The 15,743-nt window shown below is 64.2% G+C and carries 12 protein-coding genes and 1 pseudogene; 2 read left to right on the top strand and 11 right to left on the bottom strand.

Annotated elements, in window-relative coordinates; genetic code table 11:
* Positions 1 to 29 precede the first annotated feature (29 nt).
* The 7 genes and pseudogenes from QOL68_RS06550 to QOL68_RS06520 all read right to left on the bottom strand — a co-directional run bounded on the left by QOL68_RS06550 (position 30) and on the right by QOL68_RS06520 (position 8,285).
* Positions 30 to 401, bottom strand: a complete 372-nt coding sequence (locus tag QOL68_RS06550) for a tRNA-binding protein (protein WP_282947989.1) — start codon at positions 399 to 401, stop codon at positions 30 to 32.
* Positions 402 to 498: 97 nt separating this feature from the next.
* Entirely contained in the window at positions 499 to 2,505 is a 2,007-nt protein-coding gene (locus tag QOL68_RS06545) for an ATP-binding protein (RefSeq protein ID WP_282947987.1), read from the bottom strand.
* A gap of 122 nt (positions 2,506 to 2,627) precedes the next feature.
* Positions 2,628 to 3,680, bottom strand: a complete 1,053-nt coding sequence (gene bioB, locus QOL68_RS06540) for a biotin synthase BioB (RefSeq protein WP_282947985.1) — start codon at positions 3,678 to 3,680, stop codon at positions 2,628 to 2,630.
* A gap of 53 nt (positions 3,681 to 3,733) precedes the next feature.
* Positions 3,734 to 5,881 carry a methylmalonyl-CoA mutase gene (gene scpA, locus QOL68_RS06535; RefSeq protein WP_282947983.1) on the bottom strand — a complete coding sequence of 716 codons (2,148 nt, stop codon included), beginning with the start codon at positions 5,879 to 5,881 and terminating at the stop codon, positions 3,734 to 3,736.
* A gap of 79 nt (positions 5,882 to 5,960) precedes the next feature.
* Complete coding sequence (mce, locus tag QOL68_RS06530) at positions 5,961 to 6,401, bottom strand: methylmalonyl-CoA epimerase (RefSeq protein WP_282947981.1); 441 nt, start codon at positions 6,399 to 6,401, stop codon at positions 5,961 to 5,963.
* Positions 6,398 to 6,727 (bottom strand): contact-dependent growth inhibition system immunity protein, encoded by a 330-nt coding sequence (locus tag QOL68_RS06525; RefSeq protein ID WP_156417345.1) that lies wholly within the window; start codon positions 6,725 to 6,727, stop codon positions 6,398 to 6,400. Before QOL68_RS06525 ends, mce begins: the two co-directional genes overlap by 4 nt.
* 23 nt (positions 6,728 to 6,750) lie before the next feature.
* Positions 6,751 to 8,285: pseudogene (locus QOL68_RS06520) on the bottom strand (acyl-CoA carboxylase subunit beta).
* Positions 8,286 to 8,393: 108 nt separating this feature from the next.
* On the opposite strand from QOL68_RS06520, the gene QOL68_RS06515 reads away from it, so the two are divergent.
* Complete coding sequence (locus QOL68_RS06515; protein WP_282947975.1) at positions 8,394 to 9,803, top strand: helix-turn-helix domain-containing protein; 1,410 nt, start codon at positions 8,394 to 8,396, stop codon at positions 9,801 to 9,803.
* On the opposite strand, the gene QOL68_RS06510 is transcribed toward QOL68_RS06515, so the two are convergent.
* Positions 9,800 to 10,693: a LysR family transcriptional regulator gene (locus QOL68_RS06510; protein ID WP_282947973.1), complete on the bottom strand. Its 894-nt coding sequence runs from the start codon at positions 10,691 to 10,693 to the stop codon at positions 9,800 to 9,802. The genes QOL68_RS06515 and QOL68_RS06510 overlap by 4 nt on opposite strands.
* A gap of 117 nt (positions 10,694 to 10,810) precedes the next feature.
* Here QOL68_RS06510 and QOL68_RS06505 point away from each other — a divergent pair, with 117 nt between their 5' ends.
* A complete protein-coding gene (locus QOL68_RS06505) occupies positions 10,811 to 11,596 on the top strand; it encodes an SDR family NAD(P)-dependent oxidoreductase (RefSeq protein WP_282947971.1) in 786 nt (261 codons plus the stop codon).
* A gap of 6 nt (positions 11,597 to 11,602) precedes the next feature.
* On the opposite strand, the gene QOL68_RS06500 is transcribed toward QOL68_RS06505, so the two are convergent.
* The 3 genes from QOL68_RS06500 to pgi form a co-directional block, all read right to left on the bottom strand.
* A complete protein-coding gene (locus QOL68_RS06500) occupies positions 11,603 to 12,619 on the bottom strand; it encodes an SDR family oxidoreductase (RefSeq protein WP_282947969.1) in 1,017 nt (338 codons plus the stop codon).
* Positions 12,620 to 12,778: 159 nt separating this feature from the next.
* Positions 12,779 to 14,125 carry a glutathione-disulfide reductase gene (gor, locus tag QOL68_RS06495; protein WP_282947967.1) on the bottom strand — a complete coding sequence of 449 codons (1,347 nt, stop codon included), beginning with the start codon at positions 14,123 to 14,125 and terminating at the stop codon, positions 12,779 to 12,781.
* A 106-nt stretch (positions 14,126 to 14,231) separates the two neighbouring features.
* The gene (gene pgi / locus QOL68_RS06490) at positions 14,232 to 15,737 is read right to left on the bottom strand and encodes a glucose-6-phosphate isomerase (RefSeq protein ID WP_282947965.1); all 1,506 of its coding nucleotides are present in this window, start codon (positions 15,735 to 15,737) and stop codon (positions 14,232 to 14,234) included.
* Positions 15,738 to 15,743 lie beyond the last annotated feature (6 nt).

The following is a 15,743-nucleotide window of genomic DNA, read 5'->3' as shown; positions in this document are numbered from 1 at the left end:
GCCGCCGGGACGGATTTGGTGACAGGCGGTCAGAAAAGCCGCGAGCCGTTCGGAACGGGCCGGTCAGGGGCGAAGAGGATGACCGACCCCGCCTCGTCGGCGAAACCCAATGTCAGCACCTCCGACATGAACTTGCCGATCTGGCGCGGCGGGAAGTTGACGACCGCAGCGACCTGCCGCCCCGGCAACTCCTCGATGGCATAGCGGTCGACGATCTGCGCACTGCTCTTCTTGATGCCGATCGCGGGGCCGAAGTCGATCTTCAGCTTGAACGCTGGTTTGCGCGCCTCGGGAAAGGGCTCGGCTTCAATGATCGTGCCGACGCGGATGTCGACCTTCAGGAAGGTGTCGAAGTCGATCGGCGCGGCCGCAGGGGCGTCGGTGTCGTGATTCAGGTGCATATCATCCAACTCTCGTCATTCCCGCGAAGGGTGTCGGGAGGCAAGTGACTCCCGGCACCCTTCGCGGGAATGACGAAAAATGGACTAGCGATGACGCCTATTCCATCTCCAGGATCACCGCATCGACTGCCAAGCTGTCGCCCTGCGCGGCATTGACGCTCTTCACCGTGCCCGTTTTTTCGGCGCGGAGGATATTCTCCATCTTCATTGCCTCGACCGTCGCAAGCGGCTGGCCGGCCTCGACCTTGTCGCCTTCGCCAACGTGAAGCGCGACGAGCAGACCCGGCATCGGGCAGATGAGGAATTTCGACAGATCGGGCGGGATCTTCTCGATCATATGGCCAGCCAGCGGCGCGATATTCCAAGGCAGTACGCGTACGTCGTGAATATGTCCGCGCGTCGTAATCTTCCAGCCTGCGCGTGTCTTCGCGACCCTCACCGCAAGTTCGCTATCGTCGATCTCGGCAACGACGAGCCGGTCGCCCGGCGTATATTCGAGCGCAATGTCGACCTTGTCGCCATCGACCTTGATATGCTTCTCGCCGATCTTGACCTTGTGCGCTTCGCCGTCGATCGATACCTGCCATTTTGCGGGCGGCTCAAGCCGGTCGCCGAGCTGGCCGTCGGTGCGGCGCGCACGGTCGGCCTCGGCGCTCGCCATGAAGCCCGCGATCGCCGCGAGTGCGCGCGTAATCTTCGCGTCAGTAGGCGCGCCGTGGAAGCCTTCGGGATATTCCTCGGCGATGAATCCGGTCGTCAGCTCGCCCGAGCGGAAGCGCGGATGCTGCATGATCGCCGAGACGAAATCGATATTATGGCCGAGCCCTTCGATCTCGAAGCGGTCGAGCGCCGCGATCTGCAAATCGGCGGCCTCGTCGCGCGTCTTGCCCCACGTCACCAGCTTCGCGATCATCGGGTCGTAGAAGATCGACACCTCGCCGCCCTCCTCGACCCCGGCATCGACGCGCACCCCGTCGACGCCGCGTTCGTCGCCTTCCCACGCCGGGACGGGGGTGCGGTAGCGCACGAGCCGCCCGGTCGAGGGCAGGAAGCCGCGGTACGGGTCTTCGGCATAGACGCGGTTCTCGATCGCCCAGCCGTCGATCTTGATATCGTCCTGCGTCATCTCGAGCTTTTCGCCCGCAGCGACACGGATCATCTGCTCGACCAGGTCGATGCCGGTGATCGCTTCGGTCACCGGATGTTCGACCTGCAGGCGCGTGTTCATTTCGAGGAAGTAGAAGCTTTCGCCCGTCGGGTCGGCGCCCGACACGATCAGTTCGACCGTGCCCGCACTGTAATAGCCGACGGCCTTCGACAGCGCGACGCACTGCTCGCCCATCGCCTTGCGCATCTTTTCGGTGACGAAGGGCGACGGCGCTTCCTCGACCACCTTCTGGTGGCGGCGCTGGATGCTGCATTCGCGCTCGTTGAGGTAGAGGACATTGCCGTGCTGGTCGCCGAGGATCTGGATTTCGATGTGGCGCGGGTTGAGGATGAATTTCTCGATGAAGACGCGGTCGTCGCCGAAGCTGTTGAGCCCCTCGCGCTTGGTCGCTTCGAAGCCCTCTCGAACGTCCTTTTCGTCATAGGCGAGGCGCATGCCCTTGCCGCCGCCACCGGCGGACGCCTTCATCATCACCGGATAGCCGATCTCGTTCGAAATCTCGACGGCATGCTCGGTGTCGCGGATTTCGCCGACGAAACCCGGGACGACATTGACCCCCGCTTCCTTCGCGAGCTTCTTCGACTCGATCTTGTCGCCCATCGCCGCGATCGCGTTCACCGGCGGGCCGATAAAGGCGATATTTTCCTTCGCCAGCGCTTCGGCGAAGCTGGTGCGTTCGGACAGGAAGCCATAGCCCGGATGCACCGCCTCGGCGCCAGTTTGCTTGCACGCCGCGATGATCTTGTCGGCGATCAGATAGGATTCGGACGCGGGCGACGGCCCGATATGTACCGCCTCGTCGGCCATCTGGACGAAGGGCGCGCGCGCGTCGGCGTCCGAATAGACGGCGACGGTCGCAATGCCCATGCGGCGCGCGGTCTTGATGACGCGGCAGGCGATTTCGCCGCGGTTGGCGATCAGGATTTTCTTGAACACTCTTCACTCCCCTCCCGCTTGCGGGAGGGGCCGGGGGAGGGCCTGTCCGCAAGCGAAGATCGAAAACTTGTTCGGAGGGAACAAGCCCTCCCCTAACCCCTCCCGCAAGCGGGAGGGGGATTTTACTCAGCCGCCTCCATCCGCATCGGCTCTTCGCTCTCCATCGGCCGCAGCCCGAGCTTCGCAAACAGCGCCGCGTCGGCATTGTCGCCCGCGTTCGCGGTCGTCAGCAGCTTGTCGCCGGTGAAGATGCTGTTCGCGCCCGCCATGAAGCAGAGCGCCTGCGTCGCCTCCGACATGCTCTCGCGGCCCGCCGACAGGCGGACCATCGATTTGGGCATGGTGATCCGCGCGACCGCGATCGTCCGGACGAACTCGATATCGTCGATCTTTGCGAGCGGCGTGTCGGCCAGCATGTCGCCGAGCACGGTGCCCTTTACCGGCACCAGCGCATTGACCGGCACGCTTTCGGGATGGCGTTCGAGCGTCGCGAGCGCGTGGATGAAACCGACGCGGTCGGTTCGCGTCTCGCCGAGCCCGACGATGCCGCCCGAGCAGACGTTAATCCCGGCGTTGCGAACTTCCTCGAGCGTGTCGAGACGATCTTGGAAGGTCCGCGTCGAAATGATATTCGCGTAATTCTCCGGGCTCGTGTCGATATTGTGGTTGTAATAGTCGAGCCCCGCGACCGCGAGCGTCTGCGCCTGTTCCTTGCTGAGCATCCCTAGCGTCATACAGGTTTCCATGCCCATCTGGCGTACACCCTCGACCATCTCGACGATGGCCGCCATGTCGCGGTCCTTGGGGTTCCGCCACGCGGCGCCCATGCAGAAACGCTTCGAGCCCGCATCCTTCGCCTGCGCCGCGGCCTGCAGCACCGCGCGCACATCCATCAGCTTGGTCGCCTTGAGGCCACTGTCGGCGCTCTTCGACTGCGAGCAATAGCCGCAATCCTCGACGCAGCCGCCGGTCTTGATGCTGAGCAAGGTGCAAAGCTGCACCTCGCCGCGCGCGTGATGGCGGCGGTGGACGCCCTGCGCCTCCCACATCAACTCGTCGAACGGCAGGTCGAAGAGGGCAGCGATTTCTTCGCGGGTCCAGTCGGTCCTGCTCTCCCCTCCCGCTTGCGGGAGGGGTCGGGGGAGGGCCTGTTCTGGGGACGGCGATGCAGACATGCCCTCCCCTAGCCCCTCCCGCGAGCGGGAGGGGGATTTGGTCAGTTCTTCAGTCACGCAGCTTCTCCAATCGGCGGCATATTATGGCCAAGCAAACGCAGCACATCGGCGGCGCATTCGACGACATTCGAGCCGGGGCCATAGATGCCCTGCACGCCGGCGTCGCGGAGATAGTCGTAATCCTGCGGCGGAATGACGCCGCCCGCGATCACCTTGATGTCGCTGCGCCCCGCTTCGCGGAGCTTGTTGATCAGCTCGGGGATTAGCGTCTTGTGTCCCGCGGCAAGGCTCGACGCGCCGACGACGTCGACGCCGCTGTCGAGCGCCAGCACCACCGTCTCCTCGGGAGTCTGGAACAGCGGTCCCGACACGACGTCGAAGCCCATGTCGCCGAACGCCGACGCGATGACGTTCGCGCCGCGGTCGTGGCCATCCTGCCCCATCTTCGCGACGAGAAGCTTTGGCTTGCGCCCCATCCGGCGTTCGACCGCGGCAACCCCGTCGAGCACCTGCTGCCAGCGCGCATCGCCTTCGTAGGGCGCGGCATAGACGCCCTTCACCGGGGTCGGCTGGGTCGCATAACGCTGGAAGCTCTCTTCCATAGCGGCACTGATCTCGCCGAGCGTGGCGCGCGCGCGGGCGGCTTCGACCGCGTGCGCGAGCAGGTTGTTCTCGATCGACTGCTCGCCCGCCGCCGCATCGCGGAGAGCCTTCAGCGCCGCCTGGCACGCCGCCTCGTCGCGGCCCGCCTTGGTCCTGTTGATCCGCGCGATTTGCGCCTCGCGGACCTTGCTATTGTCGACTTCGAGCGTTTCGAGCAGGTCTTCGTTTGCAAGGCGATATTTGTTCACCCCGACGATCACATCGTCGCCGCGATCGACACGCGCCTGCCGCGCCGCGGCGGCGGTCTCGATCATCGCCTTGGGCCAGCCGGCGGCGACCGCCTTCGCCATGCCGCCTTCCTTTTCGACGCGCTCGATAATCTCCCACGCCTTGTCGACCAGCTCCTGCGTCAGCGCCTCGACATAGTAAGATCCGCCAAGCGGATCGACGACCTTGGTCATCCCCGTCTCTTCCTGGATGACGATCTGGGTGTTGCGCGCGATGCGGGCGGAGAAATCGGTGGGCAGCGCGATCGCTTCGTCGAGCGCGTTGGTGTGCAGCGACTGGGTGCCGCCGAGCATCGCCGCCATCGCCTCGATCGTCGTGCGCATGACGTTATTGTACGGGTCCTGCTCGGTCAGCGAGACGCCCGACGTCTGGCAATGCGTGCGCAGCATCTTCGACCGCTCGTCCTTCGCGCCGAGGTTGGTCATCACGCGGTGCCACAGCACGCGCGCGGCGCGCAGCTTGGCGATCTCCATGAAGAAGTTCATGCCGATCGCGAAGAAGAAGCTGAGGCGCCCGGCGAACTTGTCGATGTCGAGGCCCGATGCGACGCCATAGCGCACATATTCCGCCCCGTCGGCAATCGTGAAGGCCAGCTCCTGCACCTGCGTCGCGCCGGCTTCCTGCATATGATAGCCGGAGATCGAGATGCTGTTGAACTTGGGCATCTCGCGGCTGGTGTAGCCGAAAATGTCCGAGATGATCCGCATGCTCGGTTCGGGCGGATAGATATAGGTGTTGCGGACCATGAACTCCTTGAGGATGTCGTTCTGGATCGTGCCGTCGAGCAATTTGCGCTCGACCCCCTGCTCCTCGCCCGCAACGATGAAGAACGCCAGGATCGGGATCACCGCGCCGTTCATCGTCATCGACACCGACATCTGGTCAAGCGGGATGCCGTCGAACAATATCTTCATATCCTCGACGCTGTCGATCGCGACCCCCGCCTTGCCGACGTCGCCGACAACGCGCGGATGGTCGCTGTCATAGCCGCGGTGCGTCGCGAGATCGAACGCGACCGACAGCCCCTTCTGCCCCGCGGCAAGGTTGCGGCGATAGAAGGCGTTCGATTCCTCGGCGGTCGAGAAACCCGCATATTGGCGGATCGTCCACGGCCGCCCCGCATACATCGACGCGCGCACCCCGCGCGTGAAGGGCGCGAAACCGGGCAGGCCGGGGTCGGTCATGACATCCTCGGCCGTGTAGAGCGGCTTGACGTCGATCCCCTCGGGCGTGTGCCAGGTGAGGTCCTTGCCCTTCACTTCCTTGGCAGCGGCTTCGGCCCATTGGTCGAGGGTGGGTTTGTCGGTCATATGCAATCTCGTTTCGTGCTCCCCGGCGCAAGCCGGGGTCCAGAAGTCGTGGGCCCCGGCTTGCGCCGGGGAACACAGGTCAGTGATCGCCCTTCGGCGTCTCCATAATCTCGGTCAGCACCCCGCCCATATCCTTGGGGTGCAGGAAGAAAATCAAAGTCCCGTGCGCCCCGATCCGCGGTTCGCCGAGCACCCGCTTGCCCATCGCTTCGAACTCAGCCTTGGCTGCGTGAATATCGGGGACTTCGTAGCACATATGATGCTGCCCCCCCGCCGGGTTCTTCTCCAGAAACCCCGCGATCGAGACATTGCCCGGCAGCGGCTCGATCAGCTCGATCTGCGTCCCGTTGAGCGCCCCGTCCGCCCCCGGCGTATCGACGAAGCACACCTTAACCCCCTGCTCGGGCAGGTCGAACGGTTCATGGATCTTCGTCGCGCCCATCACATCGCGGTAAAAGACGATGCTGTCGGCAATCGACGGCGTCGCAACGCCGATATGGTTGAGGCGGCCTAGTTTCATGGCTTCCAGTCTTTCACTTCTTTCCGGATCGAAACGACAAGCCTGTCGTAAACCAAGTTCATGAACTGTCGTGCTTCTAGAGGCGTGTCGAACCAAACTTCGACCCCAAGGCCATCATTGATCGCCGGCCTTGGATCAGCATTCGAGCCCTCAACGGCATTCCAATTCCACCACTGTCGTGCCACGGCTTGACGCTGTTCCAAACTATGCTCGGCGATAGCTAAATCGACGGCAGCCTCCGGCGTTCCGCTATCCTCTGGCCAATCCTGATGAAGGTAAGCCCCGAGAAACTGATAGAGGTGCGGCCACCGCTCTTCGGCGTTCAATCGCCTCTGCCTCGTCGCGCGTGTCATAGCGGAATATTATCGTGCTTCTTCCACGGATTCTCCAACTGCTTGTTCCGCAGCTTCCGCAGCCCCAGCGCGATCCGCCGCCGCGTCGAATGCGGATAGATCACCTCGTCGATATACCCCCGCTGCGCCGCCACGAAGGGGTTGGCGAAACGGTCCTCATATTCTTTAGTGCGCTCGGCGATCTTTTCGGGATCGCCGATGTCGCTGCGGAAGATGATTTCCACGGCGCCCTTCGCGCCCATCACAGCGATCTCGGCGGTCGGCCAGGCATAGTTCAGATCGCCGCGCAGATGCTTCGACGCCATCACGTCATAGGCGCCGCCATAGGCCTTGCGCGTGATCACCGTGATCTTCTCGGCACCGTCGCCTCGGCATAGGCGAACAGCAGCTTCGCGCCATGCTTGATGATGCCGTTATATTCCTGCGCGGTGCCGGGCAGGAAGCCCGGGACGTCGACGAAGGTGATGATCGGAATCTCGAACGCGTCGCAGAAACGGACGAAGCGCGCCGCCTTCTTCGACGAATTGATGTCGAGCACCCCCGCGAGCACCAGCGGCTGGTTCGCGACGATGCCGATGGTGCGCCCCTCGATGCGTCCGAAGCCGCAGATGATGTTCGCGGCATGCGCCGGCTGCACCTCGAAGAAATCGCCCTCGTCGACCGTCTTCCGGATCAGCTCGTGCATGTCGTACGGCTGGTTCGCGTTCGGGGGGATCAGCGTGTCGAGGCTCATTTCGGCGCGGTCGAACGGGTCGCTGGTCGGCCGCACCGGCACGCCGCTGCGGTTATTCTCGGGCAGGTAATCGACGAAATCACGCGTCGCGAGCAGCGCCTCGATGTCGTTCTCGAACGCGATGTCGGCGACCGAGCTTTTCGTCGTGTGCGTGATCGCGCCGCCGAGTTCTTCCTGCGTCACCACCTCGTTGGTCACCGTCTTGACGACATCGGGGCCGGTGACGAACATGTATGAGCTGTCCTTCACCATGAAGATGAAGTCGGTCATCGCCGGGCTGTACACTGCGCCGCCTGCGCACGGGCCCATGATCAGGCTGATCTGCGGCACCACGCCCGACGCCAGCACATTTTTCTGGAACACCTCGGCATAGCCGCCGAGCGAGGCGACGCCCTCCTGAATACGCGCACCGCCGCTGTCGTTGAGGCCGATCACCGGCGCCCCGACGAGCATCGCCTTGTCCATGACCTTGCAGATCTTCTCGGCATGGCGTTTCGACAGCGAGCCGCCGAAGACGGTGAAATCCTGACTGAAGACATAGACGAGGCGGCCGTTGATCGTCCCCGATCCGGTGACGACGCCGTCGCCCGGAACCTTTTGATCCTGCATCCCGAAATCGACGCAATCATGCTCGACATAGGTGTCGAGTTCCTCGAACGAGCCTTCGTCGAGCAGCACGTCGAGCCGCTCGCGCGCCGTCAGCTTGCCCTTGGCATGCTGCGCATCGATGCGCTTCTGGCCGCCCCCAAGGGCGGCGGCGGCGCGGCGGCGTTCCATTTCGGCGATATTGGCGGACACTCGGCTTCTCCGTAAGAATGGGAATGTGCCGTCTGCGCCGAATGCCCGGTTCATGCAAATGTGAATTTGCAAAGTTGCAAAGTACAAGTTTGCAAAGTATCGAAGCGCATGGCCCGCCAACGCATCTTCGCCGGAAACCGGCTGCGCCAGCTACGCAGCGAGCGCGGCATCCGTCAGGCCGAGTTCGCAGAAACGCTGGGAATCTCGACCTCGTATCTCAGCCAGATCGAGCATGACGACCGTCCGCTGACGCCAGCGTTGCTCGACCGGCTGCAAAAGCTGTTTCCGCTCGAATGGGAAGAAGTCGCCGCGGATGCGGGCGATCGCCGCGCTGGCGCATTGCGCGAAGCCGCCGCCGATCCGCTCTTCGCTGCATCGCCACTGCCTCCCGAACAGCTCGAGCGCGCGGCGCTCCAGCAACCGCAGTTCGCCGACCATTTCGTCGCACTCCACGCCGCCTATCGCCGCGCGGGACAGCGGCTGCAGATCATCGACGAGGCGCTGACCGGCGGCACCGCCGAGGGGAGCCGCCTGCCATGGGAAGAGGTGCGCGACTGGTTTCACGACGCCGGCAATTATGTCGACAGCATCGACCGCGCCGCCGAGACGCTGGCGGCCCAGCTTCGCGGCAAGGAGCCGTCGCCCGCGGTCGAGACGATCGAGCGGCGGCTGCGCGATGCGCTCGGCATCTCGATCGTCTATCAGCAGACTATCAGCCTACGCGATTTCGACGCCACGATGCGGCATCTCGTGATCGATCCATCCCAGCCCGCCGAAAGCCGGCGCTTCCAGCTTGCGCACCAACTCGCTGCACTCGCACTCGCGGACGAGATTACTACGGTCGTCGAAGCATCGCCGCTCCGCACTGCGGCGGCGCGGCAGTTGCTTCACGTCGGGCTTGCCAATTACGCCGCGGGTGCGGTGCTGATGCCTTACGCCCCGTTCCGCGCCAGCGCGCGCGCCGTGCGCCACGACATAGACCGGCTGCGCCTCGAATATGGCGTCAGCTTCGAACAGGCGTGCCATCGCCTTTCGACGCTTCAGCGTCCCGGCGCGCGCGGGATTCCGATGTTCTTCTGCCGCGTCGACATGGCAGGCAATATCACCAAGCGGCACAGCGCGACGCGGCTGCAGTTCGCGCGCTTCGGCGGCGCCTGCCCGCTCTGGATCGTCCACGAGGCGGCAGCGATCCCCGACCGCATCCTGTTCCAGCTCGCCGAGACACCCGATGGCCTGCGCTATGTGTCGATGGCGAAGGGGTTGGTGAAACCGTCGGGAAGCTATGCGCGCAGCCCACGCCGCTACGCCGTCGCGCTGGGGTGCGAGGCGCAATATGCCGCGGATTTCGTGTACGCCGACGGGGTCGACGTTACCGCACCGCAGGCCGCGACGCGCATCGGCCTCTCATGCCGCATCTGCCCGCGCGACGATTGCGATCAGCGAGCCTTTCCGCCGAGCGACCGCCCGATCCTGGTCGATCCCGACCGGCGCGATGTCGTGCCGTACCGGATCGGCTAAGGCGCGATCACCAACTCCTCGTCGAGGAAATCAAGGAAGGCGCGAATGCGCGCGGCGGCACGATCTTCGGGCGCGTAGAGTGCGTGAATATCCTCGCCGTCGCCGGGGTGGTAATCGCCGAGCACTTCGACCAGCCGCCCTGCCGCAAGATCGCCCGCGACATGAAAATGGCCGTGGCGCGAAATACCGCCGCCCGCGACCGCCATCTGCCGCACCATATCCCCCGAATTGCCGAAGAAGCTGCCATGCACCGGGCGGTGAACGACCCGCCCGCCGATACGGAAAGGCCAACTGTCGATCGACCGGCGAAAGCTGAAGCGCAGGCAGTCGTGCGCATCGAGATCGTCGGGTGCATGCGGCGTACCGCGCCGCGCGAGATAAGCGGGGCTCGCGACCAGCGCCATGCGGCTGTGCCCGAGTTTCTTGGCGCGCAGGCTCGTGTCGCGCAGCGGGCCGATCCGGATCGCGATGTCGGCGCGCTCCTCGACCAGATCGACGATCGCGTCGGACAATGCCAAGTCGAGAATGATCTCGGGATAGCGCGCCATGAAGCGCGGCAGGATCGGCAGCAACGGCACGCCGATCGACGGCGAGGCGTTGACGCGGAGCAGCCCCCGCGGCCCCTGCTTGTCGCGGCCGAGGCCGTTTTCGACCGTCTCGATCTCGGCGAGCAGCACGCTCATCCGGTCGCGATACACGCTTCCCTCGGCGGTGAGCGCGAGCGATCGCGTCGTGCGGCGGAACAGGATCGTGCCGAGCCGCTCTTCGAGCCGGGCGATACTGCGGCTAACCGCCGAAGGCGTAAGTCGCAGCGCCTTGGCGCCCGCGGCAAAGCTGCCACCGCTCGCCACCGCAAGGAAGGTCTCGATATCGCCGAACCGGTTGTCCATCGCCATTCCTGATTTTGAATCACCACTGAAATGATGAGGCGCATTCTAATCAACAATGGCACAAAACGCTATCTTCGGCGCATCGAACCAGCACCAACGCGTGAAAGGAATTCACTCATGGACCTGAAACTCAAGGGCAAGACCGCCATCGTCACCGGATCGACCGCGGGCATCGGCTATGCGATCGCCAAGCGCCTCGCCGAAGAGGGCGTAGAAGTCGTCATCACCGGACGCAACCAGGCGAAGCTCGACGAAGCCGCTGCCGAACTATCGCAGTCGGGCAAAATCCGCGCCGTCCTCGCCGACCCTGCCACGGCCGAAGGCGCCGATGCGCTGATCGCCGCGGTTCCCGCGACCGATATTCTCGTCAACAATCTCGGCATCTACGAAGCAAAACCCTTTACCGAGATCAGCGACGCCGACTGGCACCATATTTTCGAGGTGAATGTGGTCAGCGGCGCGCGGCTGTCGCGGCATTATTTTCCGAAGATGCTGGAGAAAAATTGGGGCCGCGTAATCTTCATCGCCAGCGAGAGCGGCCTGCTGCCGCCCGCCGAGATGATCCACTATGGCATGACCAAGACCGCGCAGCTGACGATCGCGCGCGGGCTTGCCGAACAGACGCGGGGTACGGGTGTTACCGTCAACACGGTGCTGCCGGGGCCGACGCGCTCGGAAGGCATCGTCGACTTCATCCGCTCGGTCGTCTCGAACCCCGACGCGCCCGAAGCCGAGCGTGAAAAGGCCTTCTTTGAGGAACTGCGTCCGCTGTCGCTGATCCGCCGCCTGATCGAAGCCGACGAGATCGGATCGATGGTGACCTATCTCGCCAGCCCGCTCGCCGCGGTGACCAACGGCGCCGCAATCCGCGCCGAGGGCGGGATCGTTCCGACGATCGCGTAGGCGGCGTCAGACTTTCACAATGCCGCGTTCGAGGAGACTGTGCGCTGTGGCGAGCACAGCCTCCTCGGGCGTATGCATCGTCCAGCCGAGCGTCTGCATCGCGTGACTGCTGTCGCCGCCGCGCACATTGCCGAGCTCGGCCACAAGCTGCTTGAGTTCGGGGCGGACGAGCGCGAACAGCTTCAGCAGCCAGTCGGGCATTTTCCGCGTTGGCACCTTTCTCGCCTTATCGCCAAGGTTGGCGGTCAGTATGTTCGCGACGTCGATCATCTTCAGAAACGGCCCCGAACAGACATAGCGTTCGTTGCGAATGTCCGGCGCGGTCAGCGCGCGATAATGGAGGTCGGCGACATCGCGCACATCGATGATGCCGAACCCGATATCGGGGCACATCGGCACCTTGCCTTCGAGCAGTTGCTTCACCAGTTCGATCGAGGTCGACAGGTCGTCGGACAGCAGCGGCCCGAATACCGCCGCCGGATTGACCGAGGCGAACTCGAGGTCGCCGCCCTCGGCCGCCACCCAGTCGCGCGCCGCGCGTTCGGCGACGGTCTTCGAGCGCGGATAAGGCATGACACCGGGGTTATCGAGATTGGTCCAGTCGGACTCGTCATAGAGTTCGCGGTCCTGGCCATGGCCATAGGCGATCGCGGCCATCGACGACGTCAGGACGAACCGCCGGACACCCGCACCCTTGGCAAAGCGCAGCGCACGCAGCGCGCCTTCGCGCGCCGGGACAACCAGATCGTCGGCATGTTTGGGAACGTCCAGCGGAAAAGGCGAAGCGACATGCGCGACATGGCTGCATCCCGCCATCGCCTCGGCCCAGCCGGCGTCGTTCTCGAGATCGGCGGCGAAGAAGCGAAGCTTGCTGTTATCGACCTGCAGCCAGCCGCGAACCTCGTCCTCGCGCTTCAGGCTGCGCACGGTGGTGTTCACCGTCCAGCCGTTTTCGATCAGCTGCCGGATCAGGAAGCCCGCGATATAGCCGCTACCTCCAGTGACCAGTACCGTGCCCGTCATGCGCCTCTCCCTTGCTTGTAATGGCTGGAAGATAGCATGTCGGTTGCGATTAGAAATCTTTTCCGTTTCATCGTCATCCCGGCGAAGGCCGGGATCTCACCGGTGCGTGATGATACAATGTCGAGACCCCGGCCTTCGCCGGGGTGACGATGAGTGGGGCTATTTCAGCAGCACCAGTTCCTCGGCCATGCTTGGATGCAATGCGACCGTTTGATCGAAATCGGCCTTGGTCAGTCCCGCCTTCACCGCGATTGCGGCCGCTTGCAAAATCTCCGGCGCGTCGGGGCCGATCATGTGGAGCCCGACGACCTGATCGGTCGCTGCATTGACCACCATCTTGTACAGCGCGCGCTCGTTGCGGCCCGCGAGGACATTCTTCATCGCGCGGAAATCGCTGGTGTAGATGCGCACCGTGCCGAGCTGATTGCGCGCCTGCGCCTCGGTCAGCCCGACCGCGCCGATCGGAGGATGGCTGAACACCGCGCTCGGGACATTCTGATAGTCGACGACCGTCGGTTTGCCGCCATACACGCTGTCGGCGAACGCCTGACCTTCGCGGATCGCGACGGGGGTGAGTTGAATGCGGTTCGTCACGTCGCCGACCGCATAGATGCTCGGCACCGACGACTGGTTCGTCTCGTCGACCTTGATCGCGCCCTGTTCGTCGAGTTCGACGCCAACCTCTTCCAGGCCGATACCCTTGGTGTTCGGCACGCGGCCGGTCGCCATCAGCACCGCATCGACGATGAAGGGATCGCAATTTTCCAGATGGACGGTCAGCGTACCGTCGTCATTCTTCTCGATCGACTGGAAGGGCACGTTGAATTTGAAGTGGATGCCCTTGGTCATCGAAATCTGGAGCAGCCGGTCGCGGATCTGTTCGTCATAGCCGCGCAGGATCGTGTCGCCGCGGTTGACGATCGTCACCTGGCTGCCGAATTCGTTGAAGATGCCGGCGAACTCGTTCGCGATATAGCCGCCGCCCGCGATCATGATCCGCTTCGGCAGCCTCTCCAGATGAAAGACCTCGTTCGAGGTGATCGCGTGCTCGCTGCCCGGAAACTCGGGAACGTGCGGCCAGCCGCCGGTCGCGATCAGGATACGCTCGGCGGTCAGCTCGGTGCCGTCGGCGAGCCGGACCTTCTGCGGCCCGACAATCGTCGCGCGTGTTTTGAAGACGGTGACCTTGTGGTTATCAAGCGTCTGGCCATAGAGGCCTTCGAGCCGGTCGACCTCGGCAAGCACATTGTCGCGAAGCACGTTCCAGTCGAAGCGGCACTCGGGAACGTCCCAGCCGAACTTGCGCGCGTCGTGGATATCTTCGGCGAAATGGGCCCCGTAAACGAGCAGCTTCTTCGGCACGCAACCGCGGATCACGCAGGTGCCGCCGACCCGATGCTCCTCCGCCACTGCAACCCGCGCGCCGTGCGAGGCCGCCACACGCGACGCGCGCACGCCGCCCGAACCGGCGCCGATGACGAAGAGATCATAGTCGAAGTCGCTCATGAATTACCCCTGAAATGGTCAGGCAGACATTCGCCGCCGACGTCAATGTGGTTACGCGCCGGCGGCTTGCCAATCGAATTTTGCGGTCAGAGACAGCGAGGGGACCTCAGGCGCCGAGCGCCGCCTGCATCAGCGCCTGCGTCGCGGAATCGAATTCGATCGTGCCTTCGGCGAGCCCCTTCGCCATCTCCTTCCCCAGCTCGACCCCGAACTGGTCGAACGGGTTGATCCCGAGCAGGACCGCGTTGGCGAAGACGCGATGCTCGTAGAAGGCGATGAGCGCGCCGAGGCTGCGCGGTGTCAGCTGGTCGAGCAGGATCGTCGTCGACGGGCGGTTGCCGGGATAGGCGCGCGCGCCGTCCGCGCTCGCGCGGCCCGCCATCAGCGCCGCCCCCTGCGCGATACAATTCGCGACGAGCGTTTCGTGATGCGCATCGTCGAGCAGATGATCGGGCTCGCGCGCGACGACGAACTCGACCGGAATGAGGTGGTTGCCCTGATGGAGCAGCTGGAATACAGCGTGCTGCGCATCGGTGCCGACGCCGCCCCAGGTAATCGGCGCACTTTGCTGCACGAGCGGCTTGCCCTCAAGGGTCACCGACTTGCCGTTCGACTCCATTTCAAGCTGCTGGAGATAGTCGGGAAGCAGCCGCAGGCGTTCATCATAAGCGAATACCGCACGCGTCTGGCAGCCGAGGCGGTTGGCATAGATCTGGTCGGCGAATGCCGCGAGCAGGCAGATATTGTCGGCGCCCTCCGCAAGGCGGAAATGCCGGTCCATTTCGGCCGCGCCTTCGAGCAGGTCGGCGAACGCATCCCAGCCGAGCGCGAGCGCGGCGGGAAAACCGATCGACGACCACAGCGAATAACGCCCGCCGACCGTCTCGCTGAACGGCAGGATGCGCGTTTCGTCGATCCCCCATTCCATCGCGCGCTCGGGCATCGCGGTCAGCGCGATGAAGCGGCCGAGCGGATCGTCGACGCCGCCCTCTTCCAGCCATTGCAGTGCCGACGACGCGTTGAGCAACGTCTCGGTCGTCGTGAAGGTTTTCGATGCGACCGCGACGAGCGTGTAGGCCGGATCGAATTTCGCGAAGGCCTCCGCCAGCGCGGCGCCATCGACATTCGAAACGACCGCGACATCATGACGCTCGCTATGCCGTCCCAATGCATCGACGAGCAGGTCGGGGCCAAGCGCCGAGCCGCCGATGCCGATGTGGAGCAAGTGCCGGATTTCTCCGAACGCGCCCGCTTCGATCGCATCGACCATCATCCGCATCCGCTGATGCAGCGCCTGCGCGACATGGACGGACTCGGGGCTCCCCTCGCCGCGTTCGGCGCTATGCTCGGCGGCGCGATTTTCGGTGGGATTGGCAATGCCGCCCGAAAACAACGTCTTGCGGCGCCCGGCAAAGTCCTGCGCGGCGGCGAGGCCACCCAAAATGCCGATCGCCGTATCGTCTAGATGGGTTTTGGCGAAGTCGAAGCGGATATCGGCGACCGTACGAACCAGCGCCTGCAACCGCGCCTCGGGATCGGCCGACACAAGATCGGTCAGCTTCTGCGGCTGCCAGTCGGCAAGCGCCTGCCAGGCCTGATCGGCGGTCGTCATGTCGCA

Source organism: Sphingopyxis sp. Geo25 (genome assembly GCF_949769135.1).
GTDB lineage: Bacteria > Pseudomonadota > Alphaproteobacteria > Sphingomonadales > Sphingomonadaceae > Sphingopyxis.
This window is presented reverse-complemented; position numbering and strand designations above follow the sequence as displayed.

Excerpts from the sequence above, each read along its gene's own strand:
- mce (WP_282947981.1), bottom strand. The coding sequence starts at position 6,401 with ATGAAACTAGGCCGCCTCAACCATATCGGCGTTGCGACGCCGTCGATT.
- pgi (WP_282947965.1), bottom strand. The coding sequence starts at position 15,737 with ATGACGACCGCCGATCAGGCCTGGCAGGCGCTTGCCGACTGGCAGCCG.
- bioB (WP_282947985.1), bottom strand. The coding sequence starts at position 3,680 with ATGTCTGCATCGCCGTCCCCAGAACAGGCCCTCCCCCGACCCCTCCCG.
- QOL68_RS06500 (WP_282947969.1), bottom strand. The coding sequence starts at position 12,619 with ATGACGGGCACGGTACTGGTCACTGGAGGTAGCGGCTATATCGCGGGC.
- scpA (WP_282947983.1), bottom strand. The coding sequence starts at position 5,881 with ATGACCGACAAACCCACCCTCGACCAATGGGCCGAAGCCGCTGCCAAG.
- QOL68_RS06550 (WP_282947989.1), bottom strand. The coding sequence starts at position 401 with ATGCACCTGAATCACGACACCGACGCCCCTGCGGCCGCGCCGATCGAC.
- QOL68_RS06515 (WP_282947975.1), top strand. The coding sequence starts at position 8,394 with ATGGCCCGCCAACGCATCTTCGCCGGAAACCGGCTGCGCCAGCTACGC.
- QOL68_RS06505 (WP_282947971.1), top strand. The coding sequence starts at position 10,811 with ATGGACCTGAAACTCAAGGGCAAGACCGCCATCGTCACCGGATCGACC.
- gor (WP_282947967.1), bottom strand. The coding sequence starts at position 14,125 with ATGAGCGACTTCGACTATGATCTCTTCGTCATCGGCGCCGGTTCGGGC.
- QOL68_RS06510 (WP_282947973.1), bottom strand. The coding sequence starts at position 10,693 with ATGGACAACCGGTTCGGCGATATCGAGACCTTCCTTGCGGTGGCGAGC.